This window comes from Winogradskyella marina (assembly GCF_015645385.1).
In the GTDB taxonomy this organism is placed as follows: domain Bacteria; phylum Bacteroidota; class Bacteroidia; order Flavobacteriales; family Flavobacteriaceae; genus Winogradskyella; species Winogradskyella marina.
Window position 1 is genome coordinate 152,899 of record NZ_JADOET010000002.1, and the last position, 16,634, is coordinate 169,532.

A 16,634-nucleotide genomic window follows, 5' to 3' on the forward strand; every position below is an offset into this window, starting at 1 on the left:
ATCAATACCATTATAACGCAAAAGTATACGACCTAAAAAAGGATAACCAACACGATTAAGTTTAGAAATATTGACTATTTTTTTCGCCTTTTAGCTCAATATTGCAGCGATTCCAGGTAAGGTCTTACCTTCTAAGCTTTCTAACATAGCTCCACCTCCAGTACTTACGTAACTTACTTTGTTTTCAAAACCAAATTGTTTCACGGCTGCAACAGAATCGCCTCCACCTACTAAAGAAAACGCACCATTTTTGGTTGCATTTGCAATAGAATCACCAAGCGCGATAGTCCCTTTAGAGAACGTTTCTAATTCAAAAACACCTAAAGGACCATTCCATAGTATCGTTTTACATTTGTTTACAACGTCATCAAAAATCTCTCTAGATTTTGGTCCAGCATCTAAACCTTGCCATCCATCTGGAATTTGAGTTACATCACAAGTTTGCGTATTTGCAGTATTACTAAAATCATCTGCTGCGATAACATCTACTGGTAAATGAATTGTAACTCCTTTTGCTTTGGCTTGCTTTAAAATATCTAAAGCCAAGTCCATTTTATCATCTTCACAAATAGAATCTCCAATTTTTCCACCTTGTGCTTTAATAAAGGTAAAGGTCATTCCTCCTCCAATAATTAAATGGTCTACTTTATCTAAAATGTTTTCTATCACTGTAATTTTAGAAGATACTTTTGCTCCACCAAGAACTGCTAACACGGGTTTTTCACCATCCTCTAAAACTTTTTTGATACTCTCAATCTCTTGAGCTAAAAGGCTTCCAAAGCATTTGTTATCTGGAAAAAATTCTGCCACAATAGTTGTAGAAGCGTGGGCTCTGTGCGCTGTACCAAAGGCATCGTTTACATAGATATCTCCTAGTTTTGCTAATTGTTCGGCAAAATCTTTATTTCCATCTTTTTCTTCTTCATGAAAACGTAAATTTTCAAGCAATAATATTTCACCAGGTTGTAATGCGTTAGCCTTTTCCTCTGCTTCAGATCCTACACAATTGCTAGCAAATTTCACTTCTACTCCTAAAATATCTTCAATTTTAGGAATGATATGTCTTAATGAAAATTCATCTTGCACACCTTTTGGACGTCCTAAATGCGACATTAAAACACAACTTCCGCCATCTTCTAAAATTTTTATGATAGTTGGTTTTGCCGATATAATTCGCGTTGCATCAGTAACTTGAAAATCATCGTTTAATGGTACATTAAAATCTACGCGTATTAATGCCTTTTTATCTTCAAAGTTAAAATCGTTAAGTGTCTTCATTTTTTATTTTTGATTTTGAAACACAAATATAAAGATTAGAAACAGAAATTTTTTATATAGTTTTGCTTTATGCAATTTTCTAAGGTTTTAGGACAAAAACATATTAAAAATCATTTGACTACAAGTGTAGATGCTGGCAGAATTGCCCATGCACAATTATTTGTTGGTCCTGAAGGTTCTGGTACGCTACCAATGGCGTTGGCTTATGCGCAATATATATTGTGTGGCAATACGAATGGCGAAAACAGTGGTGGAAACGAGTCTTGTAATTTAAAGTTTAAGAATTTTTCGCATCCAGATTTGCACTTTGCCTTTCCGGTGACAACGAGCGATAAAGTAAAAAGCAAGCCCGTTTCAAAATATTATATCGAAGAATGGCGCCAACTTTTAGACCAACAACCATACGGAAACCTTTTTGACTGGTACAAACTTTTAGGTGTAGATAATAAACAAGGCCAAATTGGTGTAGATGAAGCCCTTGAAATTGTAAAAGCATTAACCTTAAAGTCTTATGAAGGTGGCTCCAAGGTGATGATAATTTGGATGGCCGAAAAAATGAATATAGCGAGTGCAAATAAGCTATTAAAGCTTATTGAAGAGCCACCTGAGAATACCATATTTGTGCTTATTGCTGAAGATGAAGAACAAATTATTAGTACCATTAAGTCGCGTTGTCAGATTTTGCACTTTCCTCCTTTGGCAGAAGACGCTATAACGGAAGCTTTAGTGAGAAATTACCATATAGAAGAATCGGTTGCCATCAAAATTGCACAACAATCTAATGGAAATTATAATAAAGCATGTGATTTAATTTATCACGATAGTGAAGATATTCAATTTGAAAAATGGTTTGTATTTTGGATTCGTTCAGCATTTAAAGCGCGAGGAAATAAAGCTGCCATTCACGATTTAATTTCGTGGTCTAATGAAATTGCTAAAACAGGACGTGAAACTCAAAAGAAATTTCTCAATTTCTGCTTAAATTATTTTAGACAAGCATTATTACTTAACTATAAGGCTGAAGAATTAGTTTATTTAGAGCCAAAATCTGAGGACTTTAAACTCAAAAACTTTGCACCTTTTGTACATGATTCTAATATCCTAGAGATTTCGGATGAATTGCAAGATGCGATATATCATATTGAGCGTAACGGAAATTCTAAGATTGTACTAACAGACTTATCCATTAAATTAACCCGTTTATTGCACAAAAAAAGCCAAGCGTCTTAGGCTTGGCTTAGTAAAATCTAAATAAATATTAGATTATTCTTCTGTAGATGCTTCCTCAGTTGCTTCTTCTTTTGTAGCATCTTTTCCGTTATATTCTTCGTTTATGGCATCCGTTACTTCATCTGTAATATCATTAACATCTTTACCATACAATACACTTCCGGCTTGGTTTTTTCCTAATATGAATGTGTAACCATTTTTCTCCCCATAAGACTCAACAAACTTGTTCATTTGAGAAATTACAGAATCCATTTCTGTACGAAACATTTGTTCCATTTGCTGTTGTTGCATTTGCATTTGTTGTTGAATTGGTTGCCACTTCTGAGAGAATACTTGTGATTCTTCTTGTTGTTTTTGTGGCGACATAGAACCCAAACGCTGTTGAATAGATTGCATTTCCATTTGATAAACCTGAGCAATACTATCTCTTCGTTTCGTAAAGGCATCATTTTGCGTTTCAAACTTCTTTTCGATGTCGATTTTCATTTGATAGGCATCACTCACTTCACCGTTATCAATAAATCCAATTTTTTGTTGTTCTTGACAAGATGCTGCTGCAATCAAAACTGTTAAACCTAAAATTATTTTTTTCATTTTATTTCTGATGTTTAATTATTAATGAAAGCTATAAACTTTCATGGTTATGTTTAAATTTAATTTTTGCAAATGTATAAAAGATAGTGCGTGTTACGTGGAATTTTTTAACTATTGATGTTTTCAATAGTGATTAATAAATATTATTCCTAAAACCTATTAAAAATGACGCAAAATAAAGCGTTTTAAGGGCGTTTTAGTTTTTTCTGTTGTTATAGCTTGTTCATAACTATAACATAAAGACAGATGCTTTCAATTTAAGAATTAGTGTTCCTTAGCACGTAAATATGCGAAGAATACTCTCCTGATCGCTTGGCTTTGCGATTTGACTGCCATCCTACCCAAAATGCCTTAATCGGATTCATAAAACCAGATTTATATTTTTCAGAAAGTAAACAGACATAATAGGCATCAAATGTCATTGGTAAGGTTTTTACCAATTGCATCTGTTCTTTTTTAAATAATTCTGAAATAGATCTTTTTGAAAAATGCCATAAGTGTCTCGGCACATCATATGCTGCCCAAAAGTTTTTATAGAATTCCGCATCATAACTTTTATAATTAGGAACTGCAATTACTAAAGTGCCATTTGGCTTTAATAATGTTTTAAATAATGCCACGTGCATTTCTAAATCTGGCAAATGTTCTAACACATGCCAAAGGGTAATTACATCAAAACTATTGGGTTTTAGTTTTACTAACTCTTCGGTTTCAAAAACAGCATTATTGGTTTTAGAATTCGCAATTTGCCTTGCACTTTCGTTAGGCTCAATTCCTGTAATCTTCCAATTATCTTTTAAAGCTGTTTCTAAAAAATCACCTGTTCCACATCCAATATCTAAAAGTGATTTTGATTCTGACTGAAACGAATTGATTAATTTCAATTTACGTTTTAGGGAAATTTCTCTCACTTTATGATACACCAATTCTAATAAATTTCGCTTCGTATCTGTATGCGAAATGTAGTCTTCACTTTTGTAATATTCAGACAATTTTTCACCTTTCGGTTGCGGAAACGTTTCTAGCATATCGAGTTCAGAATTATGTAATAATTGAAACTCTTCTTTAGAAACAGAATGGTCTTTTAGTGTTAGATATGTTGGGTTTTGTTTTGGCACGGAAAAAGTATGTTGGGTTTAATTAGATTCAATGATTATCTCTTCTATCTCAGTTTTAAAAATTGCCGTTTCATCCCAAAACTTATCTTCTGTAAAAATATCAACAACACGAATTGCTTTTGGTAATTTATCATAATCCCTAACAACAAAATCGAAATAGAAGAAACAATCACACGAAGTTAATGGATATTGTCCATCTTCAGAATGAGGTCGGTCTAATGTTACAATCAATGTGTCATTTTTCTCAGTAATGTTTTTGAAATAAGCTTGTTCCCAAGAACAATTTAAAACATAACCTAATGATACTTTCAGGTTTTTATTTTCAATTTTTTTAGTGAGAATTCCTATTGAATCTAAGCCATAATCGCTTCTACACTCAGATACTCGAAATTCTTCTACTCTTTCATTAAGAGGCACCTTTTCTTGTTTGGCACAACTAACAATAAAATTAAAACCAATAATAAATAGCAAATATTTTTTCATCCTAACAAAAAACATCTGTTTCAATTTACAAACATAATGCACCAAATTTTCGAACAATATAATTGTAAACTTTTTATAATAATTCATTCTTCACTAACACCCCTAAAGTCCCCTCAAGGGGACAATCGTTCTAAGAAACTTTATAGGTCTAGGATAAAAATCTTATTTCAAATTGAAGAATGAATTTTTCAATGCACTCAATTCTGATTTGGTAAATTACCCCCTTTGATGGGTGTTTTTCAATCCTTTTTTCATAATTGTTTCACGTGGAACATTAAAATTTCAATCATGAAATCCCTGCTTTCGCAGGAATTAACGTCCCAAATAAACCAACAAAACAGAAATATCATTAGGTGAAACTCCACTAATTCGTGAGGCCTGAGAAATGGTTACAGGTTGAATTTTATTTAATTTTTGTCGTGCTTCAATACTCATCGATTTCAATTTTGAATAATCAAAACCTGAAGGAATCTTTAAGTTTTCTAATCGATTTAATTTGTCTGCATTGTTCTTTTCCTTTTCAATATAACCAGCATATTTTACTTGAATTTCTGTTTGCTCTATAACTTCCCTATCCAAATTATGAGATTGAATATAGTCTTCCACAGCTTCAAATTGTCTAACATCATCTATCGTAATATTGGGTCTTGCATACAATTTAAACATCTTATCCTGCTGCTTAACCGGTGACGAATTTTTAGATTCTAGCACAGGATTTGCTTCTTCTGGAGTCACACTTGTGTTTCTAAAAAACTGAACAAAAGCATCCGATTGTGATTGCTTTTCTTCCATCCGTTTTAAACGTTTTTCTGAAGCTAATCCTAAATCATATCCTTTTGTAGTTAATCTAAAATCGGCATTATCTTGTCTTAATAAGGTTCTATATTCTGCCCTTGAGGTAAACATACGATAAGGCTCTTCCGTTCCTTTCGTTATTAAATCATCTATTAAAACACCTATATAAGCTTCATCTCTTTGTAATGTAAAAGCCTCCTTTTCTTGCACTTTTAAACTTGCATTTATTCCTGCCATCAACCCTTGAGAAGCGGCTTCTTCATATCCAGTAGTGCCGTTTATTTGTCCAGCAAAATATAAACCCTCTACTAGCTTTGTTTCTAAAGTATGCTTTAATTGTGTTGGCGGAAAATAATCGTATTCAATTGCATATCCAGGTCTAAAGAATTTTACATTTTCAAAACCTACAACAGAACGTAATGCTTTAAATTGCACATCTTCTGGTAAGGATGTAGAGAACCCATTAATATAATATTCGCATGTATTCCAACCTTCAGGTTCTACGAATAATTGATGTCTATCCTTGTCTGCAAATCGATTAATCTTATCCTCTATCGAAGGACAATAACGCGGTCCAACACTTTTAATTCTACCATTAAACATAGGTGAACGATCAAACCCTTCGCGCAACAAACCGTGTACTAATTCACTTGTATAAGACATATGACAAGAGCGTTGTTCCGTTAAAGGTTTTGTGGTATCTAAATACGAAAACTTTTCAGGGATTTCATCACCTGGCTGTTCAATCATTTTAGAAAAATCTAAGGATCTTCCATCGACTCTTGGAGGTGTTCCTGTTTTCATTCTTCCTGATTCGAAACCAAGATTTACAAGTTGTTCCGTAATTCCGGTTGCTGCTCTCTCTCCTGCTCTTCCCCCTCCAAAATTCTTATCACCAATATGAATTAAACCATTTAAAAACGTTCCATTGGTAAGTACAACCGTTTTTGCTTTCACTTCAATTCCCAATGATGTTTTAACACCAACCACCTTATGATTTTCTACAAGCAGTCCTGAAACCATTTCTTGATAAAAGTCGAGATTTTTAGTGTTCTCTAATAACAACCTCCAGTCTTCAGCAAAACGCATTCTGTCAGATTGTACCCTTGGACTCCACATAGCAGGTCCTTTAGATTTATTCAGCATTTTAAATTGAATAGCAGACGTATCTGAAACAATACCGCTATAACCACCAAGCGCATCAATCTCTCTTACAATTTGTCCTTTTGCAATACCTCCCATAGCAGGATTACAAGACATCTGAGCAATGTTTTGAAGGTTCATTGTAATTAATAATGTCTTACTTCCCATGTTTGCAGCAGCCGCTGCAGCTTCACTTCCAGCATGTCCTGCTCCAACTACAATAACATCATAAACTTCATTAAACATATCTTAATTTCTTTTTGTTCCACGTGGAACACTTATTTGTAAAAAAACTAGCTTGCAAATATACAATGAAAAGCTAGCTTCTAATTTCGTTTTTCTAAGTAGTAATCTTCTTTGAAACGCATCAGTTTTTCATCGCTTTCTGACTTATCTTTATAACCACAGTAATGCAAAATACCGTGAATAATTACACGTGCCATTTCATCTTTGAAACTCGTATTAAACTCTTGAGCATTTTCTTTAACACGATCTACAGAAATATAAATGTCACCATGTAGTTCTTTTCCTACTGAGTAATCGAAGCTAATAATATCTGTTAAGGTATCGTGATTTAGGAAATCGACATTTAATTGATGTAAATAGTCATCTGAACAGAAGATGTAATTAATCTCACCTTCCTTACAGTGTTCCTCTAAAATCGTCTCGGTAATCCATTTAGAAAAATCACTTTCATTTTCTAAATTAAAATTGGTTTCGTAGTTAAAACTAATCATCGCTCTGCTTAAAATACTGTTGAATCTTTTTCTTATAATGATTCTGCAAAGGTAGTGCTTGACGATTTAAAATTTCAATGGTATTAAAATATTGTTTCGCCGTTGGTATTTGACTTGGATTTGTTTGATTGAATTCTTTTGTATTCGTTTCAGACTTACGTTTAGAATCTTGACCTTGCATAAAGGTTGCATTCTCTAATTTTAATAACTGATGTTGCAAATCCATCATCTTCTGAAGCGTTTGATTTGTAAACCCAGAGTTTAGCAAATCGAGTTCAATATCCTCCATTTGTTTAATCAATTGACCAGCCGACTGAATCTTTCCATCTTTAACTAATCGATCTTCTAAAGCTTGACGCAATTGTTGTTGTTGCTGATATATTTTAAAGAGTTCACCATTTTGTTCTTCACTTCCGCCTTCACCATAACCATCATTTTTTTCACCTTGTCCGTCGTTACCTTCACCTCCATTTTGGCCATCTTTACCATTTTTTCCATCCTTTCCACTTTGGTTTCCTTCACCATTCTGTTTTCCATTCTCACCAGATTGTCCTCCTTCACCTTGTTGACCTTGCTGTTGTCCTCCTTTACCGCTTTCACCACTTTGACCTTCTTTACCAGATTTACCTGATTCTCCAGGTTTTTCACCTTCACCCTCTTTACCTTCTTCTCCTTCAGATCCTGGTTTTTCGCCTTCATTTCCTTCTTCACCTTCCTTACCTTTTTGGCTCTTCTTTACACCTTCCTCCATTTGTTTGTTGAGTTCTTCTTGACTCATTATAATGTCTGGTAACTGTTCACCACCTTCACCCTGACCAGGTGATGGATTCATAGACATTTCCATATTATCTAAAACATTACTAAGAAAGTTAGCTAATTCATTTGTAGCCGTTACAGCATATTGCTGCGCACCTACTCCTTGATAAAGTCTGTTTTCAGTTAATAAATCAAGCGCTTTGTCTATATTAAAATAGACGTCTGTAATCTGAGAATTTACTTGTTCTGAAATTTTGGGTTGCCTTAATGATAAGGCAAATAAACTATCGTCAATGTGTTCAAAATGCGATCTTAGATTACTTTGTTCAATAATGTATTTTCCGTACTTGTTATTATTAATACCTATACTCTCAAAAGTATTCATAAGGTCTTCTTGATCAAATGAATAGCGTAACAAATTCTCTAATATTTGACGTAATGCATCAATATCTTCCGCCATTTGCTCACCAGAACCACCACCTCCACCAGACGATTTCATCATGTCGCTCATTTGCTTCATCTTTTTAGCCGCTTTCTTTTGTTGTTCTTTAGCCTGTTCTTGCTGCTCATGAGCTTCTTGTGATTTTCCTTTAGATTGGTTGTCTTCTTTTTTTTCTAAGGCTTCTTTAGCTTCCTTTTGATCGAATTTTATTTCATCTTCTAAAAACTCATCTCTCGGAAGGTTCATTGGCTTTTGAAGTTGTCTATCTTCACGTTGTAACTCTTCAATATCCTTTTGAAGTTTATCAAATTCCTCATTCAATTTTTCTTGAGCCTCTTTAGTATTATCCTGCCCTTTTTCTGACAATTTTTCTTGTTCTTCAGCCAATTTTTCTAAAGCATTTGCTACTTTTTCGGCCTTCTTCATCATGTAAAAACGCTTTGTCAACTCTAAGAGTTGTTTCATGCTGCGTTTCTTATTTTTATTTTGCTTGGCTAATTCTTCAAGCTTTTGAGTGAACTCTTCTTTATTAATTTTATCCTGTAATTTTTCGAGCTCTTCGAGTAACTTTTCGTCTTTTTTTAGTTGCTCTTCATTTTCTTTTAATCGTTCCTTTAAGTCTTCTTTAAATTGATCCTCTTCTTTATCTTCGTTTTGAAATTCTTCTAAATTATCTTGCAGTTTCTTGTTGAAATTTTTCATCAACTGTTCCTGATTTTTCTGACGTTTTAAAAACTCTTCAAATTTCTTCTTGTCATTAAAATTTAGCTTTTCTTTTTCCTTTTGAGTTTTGGAAATTTCTTCAAGCTTTTTGTCTTGTTCTTGAAGTTTATCGTAAGTTTTACTAATATCTTTTATGGTTTCGTTTTGTTCATTGAGTTGCTTCTGCTCTTCTTCGTCTTTAGTTAGTTTTCGGTAACTGAATGTTGCACTTTTTGTGCGTTTATAATTATTAAGGACATCATTATCGAACACCTCAAAATAGAGTTGGTAACTCACTCCGTCTTCTAAATTAAACTGATTTGGAAAGGCACTTACAAACTCACTAAAATTAGATTTTGAAATCGCAATGGGTTCAACTACTTTTTTAGATTCATCTTCTGTTGGATAATACACCAATTGTAGCTTCGTTAAGCCATAATCATCGCTCGCTTGTCCATAGAAATAAAGGCTTTGTTGATCTATGGAGTCCTTTTGAACTTTAAGCTTCATTTCTGGATACGTATCCTTAACCACATTAATGTTATACGCTAAATTCTCGTAATCTTTTAAGTCATCATTACTTGTGGTAATGCTATAATTGTAATTCTTAAAAAGTCGTTTGGTAGTTTCAAAATTCCCTTTGTCATTGGATGTAAAACGCAAGGTGTCTTCAGCATAAATTTGAACTCCAGTTGTAGATTTTGTCTTTGCTTTCCAAGTGACATTTGTGCCTTCTGGAATAACAGCAGAACCTGTACTTTTTAAAACCTCATCTTGTTTTTTGGTGTGTGATGGATAATCTAAAACCATTTCGAAATTGACCAAATTTGGTGTATTAACCACAGTCAGTTTGTATGGTTTGGACGTGATATCATTTGCAGATAATGTAAATTCTACAGCTTCTTTTGGCAGACTGAAAGTGTATTGAAATTCACCTGGTGCAACTTGTTGTAAAAAGTAAGATTGACCGTTGAATTTAATTTGTGCATTCTCAGGAATGACGTTTCCTGCGGTTGACACATTCAACTTAAAGTCTTTATTTTCTATTGCTTGTAAATTATCATTCAATACAAAAAACTGAAATGGTGCTGGTGGCTCGTAGGCCGTTTTATAATTTACAACGCGTTCGTAACTGTCGCTAAACCAGTTAATTTTTCCTGTGGCGAATGATAATAATAAAATGGCAATAGGAATGGCTGCGTATTTTAAATATTTGGTATTCGACTTAAAATTAATGGCTGACTTAAACGGAATAGGTTGTAATTCTTGCGACTTCTGTTCTATACTGGCAAGTAATAAATCCGATTGTTGTGGATTTTGATTTAATTGAAGAACATTCAACAATTTATCGTTGACTTCTGGAAAATGACTTCCTATTAATTTAGAGGCTGTTTCAAAATTGATGCCTTGTCGTAGCTTGAATAAATGCGCTAATGGAATGGCTATAAATTTTACGAAAAGTGCTAATTCTACAGCGATGAATGTCCAGAATAAAATTGTTCTTGCTGTTGGGTTTAACCATAGGATGTATTCTACAAATAAAGTAATCATAAGGTACAATAAACCAGCAGCGAAAAATAGTATGACGCCTTTTAGTAGTTCATTGGTGTAATACCGTTTTATGAACTGTTCTAGTTTTTGTTTTATGGTTTCGAAATTACTCATTTATTATTTTCTCTTATTTCTCTGTTCATTTTGTCTTGATACAAAACGAACCAAAAAATCAAAACGATTTATTAGGAAATTGCAAGCACCATTCGCTGATGAATTAATACGTTTTGTACTTTATAAAATTTACGTTCCAATCCTTGATTTTGTAAATTAACAACGATTTTGGCTCATTATTTCTGAAAATCGTTGTGTCCGACTTTGTCCGAACTTTGGTATTTTACAATCTTTTTATTTTCGTTTATTAAGTTAGTACATTAAGTGTAATTTTCTAACATTGCTTACTCTAGTCCTTCTCTGTTTCTGTATCTCTTTTTTCTAATGTTTCAATACACATTTCTCATAGCTCAGAACTCAAAGCTAAAGACTCAGTACTAACGACTCATAGCTAATAACTGCCTAAACTACGATTTTATTTTAAATGCAATTTCGGGAAAATTGGTAAGATTCTGTTAATTTAGAGGATTTTAGTGTTAAATTGAGTGGAAATTGAACTTTACACACCTTAAAAAAACCGTTTCCAGTGTTTTCAAGATTAATAAAATTCCATGAAAGACCTTAAATACATCGCTGCGTTTTCCATTCCTGTTATGGCATTTTTCGGTCTATATTTAAAAGGTTATTGGGTTTGGGCAACACCTGTTTTTGCGTTTTTATGTATTCCTATTTTAGAACTTATTTTTCCAGTAGATACTGATAATTTAAAGCCTGATGAAGCCGACAATAAATTAAAACAAAAACTGTTTGATTGGTTATTATATTTAAACCTTCCTGTTGTTTATGGTTTAGTTATTTATGGCTTATTTACCACATCATTTTCAGTGTTGCAAACCTATGAATTTGTCGGTATTATCTTTTCCGTGGGAATTGTTTTGGGTGTCAATGGTATTAATGTGGCTCACGAACTTGGTCACAGACAAACCACCAACGAACGATATTTAGGTAAAGCACTACTTCTACCCGCTTTTTACATGCACTTTTATATTGAACACAATTTTGGACATCATTTACATGCCGCAACTCCTGAAGATCCTGCGACTGCTAAATATAACCAGAGTGTTTATTCCTTTTGGTTCACATCAACTCTAAGACAATATTTTAATGCATGGAAAATTCAACTAAAATTGCTTAAAAACAACAAAAAACACTTCTTTTCGCTTAAAAATGACATGTTTTGGTATGTTTTTCTTCAAATTAGCTATGTCATAGTAGTTGTTGTCATTTTTGGAATTTCAGGTTTAATATTCACCATTTTTGCAGGAATTGTTGGGTTTATACTTCTCGAAACCGTAAATTATATTGAACATTATGGTTTATTGCGATTAAAAACAAAATCTGGACGGTATGAGCGTGTAAAAGAAATACATTCTTGGAATTCTAATCATGTTATTGGCAGAATTGTGTTGTACGAATTAACCAGACACAGCGACCATCATTATAAAACGTCTAAAAAATATCAGATTTTAGATTGCCATGATGAAAGTCCACAAATGCCTTATGGTTATCCAACGTCTATGGTGTTAGCCATGGTGCCTCCATTATGGTTTAAGATTATGAATAAGCGCGTACCTAAGACTATGATAAGAAATTAATTTGCGATCTAACTAAAAATCGTCTTGATTTATGTTCTGAAATTCAAGCTGAAATTTTCACTTATTTTATTCATTTTGTCTTGATACAAAACGAATCAAAAAATCAAAACGATTTGTTAGGAAATTGCAAGCACCATTCGCAAATACATTGGTATTTCATATTCTTTGTATAATTAAGAATTCAAAACCTTGATTTCTTAAATCAACTTTAATTGTTGTTCATTATTTCTGAAAATCGTTGCGTCCGACTTTGTCGGAACTATGGTACTTTACAGTGATTTTGACTACTTTTTTTAAAGTACAATTCAATAATAATTCTGCTAAAATTACTCGTCATTACGCCTAACTTAGTCTTAATTCTCACTACAAAAACTCAAAATTAACAGCTAGCTAAACTGCAATTTTATTTTAAATGTAATCTCAGTAAAATTGGTGAGATTCTGTTTATAAGTGCTGTATTTGGTAAAATAGCTGGAAAATAAAAAGAATATAGATAATAGACCAGCAAAACATAAATTTGAAATTCTTAATCGTATTTTTTATAAAATTTAAACTGAGTCTATATTCTATTAGTCTAATATCTAATTTCTAACCTCTTTACTCTTTTTTCTTTGTTCTAAAATCTTATCAAACTATCTTTGTGCATTAATGATTTTCTGAAATAAATTCAGAATAACAAACCCTTTGAGAGTTTACTATTATGTCTAAAAACGTACGTGTGCGCTTTGCACCAAGTCCAACAGGACCATTACATATTGGTGGTGTTAGAACCGCTTTATTCAACTATTTATTCGCTAAAAAACACAATGGTGATTTTGTACTAAGAATTGAAGATACCGATCAAAACAGGTATGTTGAAGGTGCAGAAGATTATATTGTTAAATCCTTAAATTGGTGTGGCATTACTGTTGACGAAGGTCCTGGAACAAACGAAAAATTTGGACCATACAGACAAAGTGAACGCAAGCATTTATACAAGCAATATGCGGATGAATTAATTGCAAAAGGCAAAGCCTATTATGCGTTTGATACCGCTGAACAATTAGATGCTGAACGCAAAGCTCATGAAGCAGAAGGCAAAACCTTTATTTATAATTGGCATAACCGTGAAAAAGGACGTTTAGTTAACTCGTTAGTGTTAACAGAAACAGAAACTAAAGCTAAAATTGAAGCCGGTGATGATTATGTGATTCGTTTTAAATCGCCTCAAGATGAAACCTTACATCTTACTGATATTATCCGTGGAAACATATCTATTGATACCAATGTTTTAGACGATAAAGTTTTGTTTAAAAGCGATGGCATGCCAACCTATCATTTGGCGAATATTGTTGATGATCATTTAATGGAAATTACACATGTGATTCGAGGTGAAGAATGGTTACCATCTTTAGCCTTGCATCAATTATTATATGATGGTTTTGGTTGGAAAGCGCCTGAATTTGCGCATTTACCATTAATTTTAAAACCAACAGGTAAAGGAAAATTAAGCAAGCGTGATGGTGATAAAATGGGATTCCCTGTGTTTCCATTAGAGTATACAGCACCAGATAAAACCGTTTCAAGAGGTTATAAAGAGGATGGTTATTTTCCGGAAGCTGTTGTTAATTTCTTAGCGTTTTTAGGATGGAATCCTGGAACAGAACAAGAGATTTTTAGCCTAGAACAATTGATTTCAGAATTTGATTTAGGAAAAGTACATAAAGCAGGTGCTCGTTTTGATCCGGATAAAACCAAGTGGTTTAATCATCATTATATGCAACAGCAATTAGATTTAGATTTAGCGGAACAGTTTAAAGCCCTTCAACCAGAATTGGCAGAAATCGATATTAATTATATTGCCTTGGTTGTTGGTTTAATAAAAGAACGCGCAACGTTTGTTCAAGATTTTTGGGACTTAAGTCATTTCTTTTTTACCGCTCCAACGTCTTATGATGAAAAAGCGTCTAAAAAAGCTTTGAAAGATGAAACTCCAGCATTGCTTCAAGAGGTTATTAACATTGTTACAAGAACCTCAGAATTTACAGTTCAGAATTTACAAGCCAAAACAAAAGGCTGGATTACTGAAAATGAAATTGGTTTTGGAAAAGTAATGATGCCATTACGATTGGCTTTGGTAGGTGCATTACAAGGTCCTGATGTATTTGATATTATCTTTATGATTGGAAAGGCTGAGACTGTGAAACGTATTGAAGCTTTAATGAAGACCATTTAAAAACGACTCTTTTCCATTTACATATAAAAGCTCGTACTAAATACTTTTAACTTAGGACTTGTGCTTTAAATAAGTTATTTTTAAACGATTATATTATTAATTTAAATAACAAGTTATGGGTGATTTTTTCTTAGTTCCAATTATAGTATTGGGTGTTTTTATTGTGATTTCAGGTCTGTTTGTTGTAAAACAGCAAACTGCTGCAATTGTAGAGCGTTTTGGTAAATTTCATAGTATTAGGCATTCTGGATTAAAACTTAAAATTCCGTTAGTAGACAAAATTGCCGGACGATTAAGTCTAAAAATTCAACAACTCGATGTTATTATAGAAACGAAAACTTTAGACGATGTTTTTGTAAAACTAAAGGTTTCTGTACAGTATAGAGTAATCAAAGAACGTGTCTATGATGCTTTTTATCAGTTAGATTATCCGCATGAACAAATTACAAGTTATGTTTTTGATGTCGTACGTGCTGAAGTACCAAAAATGAAATTGGATGATGTTTTTGTTAAAAAAGACGATATCGCCTTAGCTGTAAAAGCAGAATTAAATGATGCTATGATGGAATACGGATTTGATATTATAAGAACATTAGTAACTGATATTGATCCAGATCCACAAGTAAAAATAGCTATGAACCGTATTAATGCGGCAGATAGAGAAAAAACAGCGGCACAATATGAAGGTGATGCACAGCGTATTCTTATTGTTGAAAAAGCAAAAGCTGAAGCTGAAAGTAAGCGTTTACAAGGTCAAGGTATTGCAGACCAACGACGCGAAATTGCTCGTGGTTTAGAAGAGTCTGTTGATGTTTTAAACCGTGTTGGTATTAACTCGCAAGAAGCCTCTGCTTTAATTGTTGTAACGCAACATTATGATACATTACAAGCCGTAGGACAAGAAACTAATAGTAACTTAATACTATTACCTAATTCACCACAAGCTGGTAGCCAAATGCTAAACGATATGGTGGCTAGTTTTACAGCAAGTAATCAAATTGGTGAGGCTATGAAAGCTCAAAAAGAGAAAAAAAAGAATGATGAATAAATTAAAAAGATTAGTACTATTTGTAAGTATAGCAACAAGTCTAAATGTAGTTTCTCAAACTAAAGCTGATGCATTAAAAGATGCTAAAATTACATCTACGGCAACCTTAGAAATGGATTATAAAACCGTTCTTAAACACACGCTTCCGTCTGTATTAGACATGATGGGAGGCAAAGACGCAGCTTTAAAAGTTATTGAGGCTACTTTTGAAGGTATGAAAGCACAAGGTTTTGTGTTTGAAAAAGCAGATATTATTGGTGTATCTGACATAGTTAAAGAACAAGGACAGTTTAGATGCGTTGTAGAAGGTTACAACCAAATGGTAATGTCTGATCAACGTATTTCTTCAAAAAGTTACCTTTTAGGAATTTATAATGAAACCGATAATTACTGGTGGTTTATAGAAGCCAAACAATTACAGAATGACGCTTTAACACAACAAATTCTTCCTGATTTTAAAACCTCATTAGAGATTCCGGAAGACGATTTAAAAATGGAACCTATAGACGATTAATAAAAAAACCTCGAAAATTATTTTCGAGGTTTTTGCTTTTAAGAAGTACATCAGTTTGTTATAAAACTTCTGGTTTTACGCTCTAATGTTTTTCTTTATATTTATCTCTAATTTCCTTTAGCTCATTGAGGTATTTCTCTAAATCGTTTTTATCTAAGCTTGCTTCGTTATTAGAACCGTTAGGTAATGTACTTCTAGTTTCGCTTAAATATTTTTGAAGCTCAGGGTAATTGTCTTCAATATCTCTAGTGACTGATGAAATTTCTGCTAATATATCTGTGTTTTTCATAATTTAATCGGTTTAGCCTAATATACAAAA

General features: G+C 33.0%; 13 protein-coding genes. 5 read left to right on the top strand and 8 right to left on the bottom strand.

Annotated features, from left to right (window positions below; all coding sequences use genetic code 11):
* Window positions 1–90 precede the first annotated feature (90 nt).
* Window positions 91–1,278: a phosphoglycerate kinase gene (locus tag ITJ86_RS03875; protein WP_195870298.1), complete on the bottom strand. Its 1,188-nt coding sequence runs from the start codon at window positions 1,276–1,278 to the stop codon at window positions 91–93.
* A 69-nt stretch (window positions 1,279–1,347) separates the two neighbouring features.
* Between ITJ86_RS03875 and ITJ86_RS03880 the strand changes: the two genes are divergently transcribed.
* Complete coding sequence (locus ITJ86_RS03880) at window positions 1,348–2,508, top strand: DNA polymerase III subunit (RefSeq protein ID WP_195870299.1); 1,161 nt, start codon at window positions 1,348–1,350, stop codon at window positions 2,506–2,508.
* 33 nt (window positions 2,509–2,541) lie between these two features.
* Here the strand turns inward: ITJ86_RS03880 and ITJ86_RS03885 are convergent, their stop codons facing one another.
* The 6 genes from ITJ86_RS03885 to ITJ86_RS03910 form a co-directional block, all read right to left on the bottom strand.
* Window positions 2,542–3,102 (bottom strand): OmpH family outer membrane protein, encoded by a 561-nt coding sequence (locus ITJ86_RS03885; protein WP_195870300.1) that lies wholly within the window; start codon window positions 3,100–3,102, stop codon window positions 2,542–2,544.
* A 257-nt stretch (window positions 3,103–3,359) separates the two neighbouring features.
* Window positions 3,360–4,220, bottom strand: a complete 861-nt coding sequence (locus tag ITJ86_RS03890) for a class I SAM-dependent methyltransferase (RefSeq protein ID WP_195870301.1) — start codon at window positions 4,218–4,220, stop codon at window positions 3,360–3,362.
* An 18-nt stretch (window positions 4,221–4,238) separates the two neighbouring features.
* Complete coding sequence (locus ITJ86_RS03895) at window positions 4,239–4,691, bottom strand: hypothetical protein (protein WP_195870302.1); 453 nt, start codon at window positions 4,689–4,691, stop codon at window positions 4,239–4,241.
* Between the two features lie 324 nt (window positions 4,692–5,015).
* On the bottom strand, window positions 5,016–6,887 hold the full coding sequence (gene mnmG, locus ITJ86_RS03900) for a tRNA uridine-5-carboxymethylaminomethyl(34) synthesis enzyme MnmG (RefSeq protein WP_195870303.1): 1,872 nt from the start codon (window positions 6,885–6,887) through the stop codon (window positions 5,016–5,018).
* An 80-nt stretch (window positions 6,888–6,967) separates the two neighbouring features.
* Window positions 6,968–7,378: an rRNA maturation RNase YbeY gene (gene ybeY, locus ITJ86_RS03905; protein ID WP_195870304.1), complete on the bottom strand. Its 411-nt coding sequence runs from the start codon at window positions 7,376–7,378 to the stop codon at window positions 6,968–6,970.
* Window positions 7,371–10,943, bottom strand: coding sequence for a DUF4175 family protein (locus ITJ86_RS03910; protein ID WP_195870305.1), 3,573 nt, complete (start codon window positions 10,941–10,943; stop codon window positions 7,371–7,373). The genes ybeY and ITJ86_RS03910 overlap by 8 nt, the downstream gene beginning before the upstream one ends.
* A 551-nt stretch (window positions 10,944–11,494) precedes the next feature.
* Here ITJ86_RS03910 and ITJ86_RS03915 point away from each other — a divergent pair.
* The 4 genes from ITJ86_RS03915 (at window position 11,495) to ITJ86_RS03930 (ending at window position 16,315) form a co-directional block, all read left to right on the top strand.
* Window positions 11,495–12,538: an alkane 1-monooxygenase gene (locus ITJ86_RS03915; RefSeq protein ID WP_195870306.1), complete on the top strand. Its 1,044-nt coding sequence runs from the start codon at window positions 11,495–11,497 to the stop codon at window positions 12,536–12,538.
* Between the two features lie 700 nt (window positions 12,539–13,238).
* Window positions 13,239–14,753, top strand: a complete 1,515-nt coding sequence (gltX, locus tag ITJ86_RS03920) for a glutamate--tRNA ligase (protein ID WP_195870307.1) — start codon at window positions 13,239–13,241, stop codon at window positions 14,751–14,753.
* 115 nt (window positions 14,754–14,868) lie between these two features.
* A complete protein-coding gene (locus ITJ86_RS03925; protein ID WP_195870308.1) occupies window positions 14,869–15,801 on the top strand; it encodes an SPFH domain-containing protein in 933 nt (310 codons plus the stop codon).
* The gene (locus ITJ86_RS03930; protein ID WP_195870309.1) at window positions 15,794–16,315 is read left to right on the top strand and encodes a hypothetical protein; all 522 of its coding nucleotides are present in this window, start codon (window positions 15,794–15,796) and stop codon (window positions 16,313–16,315) included. The genes ITJ86_RS03925 and ITJ86_RS03930 overlap by 8 nt, the downstream gene beginning before the upstream one ends.
* 82 nt (window positions 16,316–16,397) lie before the next feature.
* Here the strand turns inward: ITJ86_RS03930 and ITJ86_RS03935 are convergent, their stop codons facing one another.
* A complete protein-coding gene (locus ITJ86_RS03935; protein WP_195870310.1) occupies window positions 16,398–16,604 on the bottom strand; it encodes a hypothetical protein in 207 nt (68 codons plus the stop codon).
* Window positions 16,605–16,634: the final 30 nt, after the last annotated feature.

What these genes read in the sequence shown, in the direction of transcription:
- ITJ86_RS03935 (WP_195870310.1), bottom strand. Translation starts at nt 16,604, where the DNA reads ATGAAAAACACAGATATATTAGCAGAAATTTCATCAGTCACTAGAGAT.
- ybeY (WP_195870304.1), bottom strand. Translation starts at nt 7,378, where the DNA reads ATGATTAGTTTTAACTACGAAACCAATTTTAATTTAGAAAATGAAAGT.
- mnmG (WP_195870303.1), bottom strand. Translation starts at nt 6,887, where the DNA reads ATGTTTAATGAAGTTTATGATGTTATTGTAGTTGGAGCAGGACATGCT.
- ITJ86_RS03930 (WP_195870309.1), top strand. Translation starts at nt 15,794, where the DNA reads ATGAATAAATTAAAAAGATTAGTACTATTTGTAAGTATAGCAACAAGT.
- ITJ86_RS03885 (WP_195870300.1), bottom strand. Translation starts at nt 3,102, where the DNA reads ATGAAAAAAATAATTTTAGGTTTAACAGTTTTGATTGCAGCAGCATCT.
- ITJ86_RS03880 (WP_195870299.1), top strand. Translation starts at nt 1,348, where the DNA reads ATGCAATTTTCTAAGGTTTTAGGACAAAAACATATTAAAAATCATTTG.
- ITJ86_RS03915 (WP_195870306.1), top strand. Translation starts at nt 11,495, where the DNA reads ATGAAAGACCTTAAATACATCGCTGCGTTTTCCATTCCTGTTATGGCA.
- ITJ86_RS03910 (WP_195870305.1), bottom strand. Translation starts at nt 10,943, where the DNA reads ATGAGTAATTTCGAAACCATAAAACAAAAACTAGAACAGTTCATAAAA.
- ITJ86_RS03875 (WP_195870298.1), bottom strand. Translation starts at nt 1,278, where the DNA reads ATGAAGACACTTAACGATTTTAACTTTGAAGATAAAAAGGCATTAATA.
- gltX (WP_195870307.1), top strand. Translation starts at nt 13,239, where the DNA reads ATGTCTAAAAACGTACGTGTGCGCTTTGCACCAAGTCCAACAGGACCA.
- ITJ86_RS03925 (WP_195870308.1), top strand. Translation starts at nt 14,869, where the DNA reads ATGGGTGATTTTTTCTTAGTTCCAATTATAGTATTGGGTGTTTTTATT.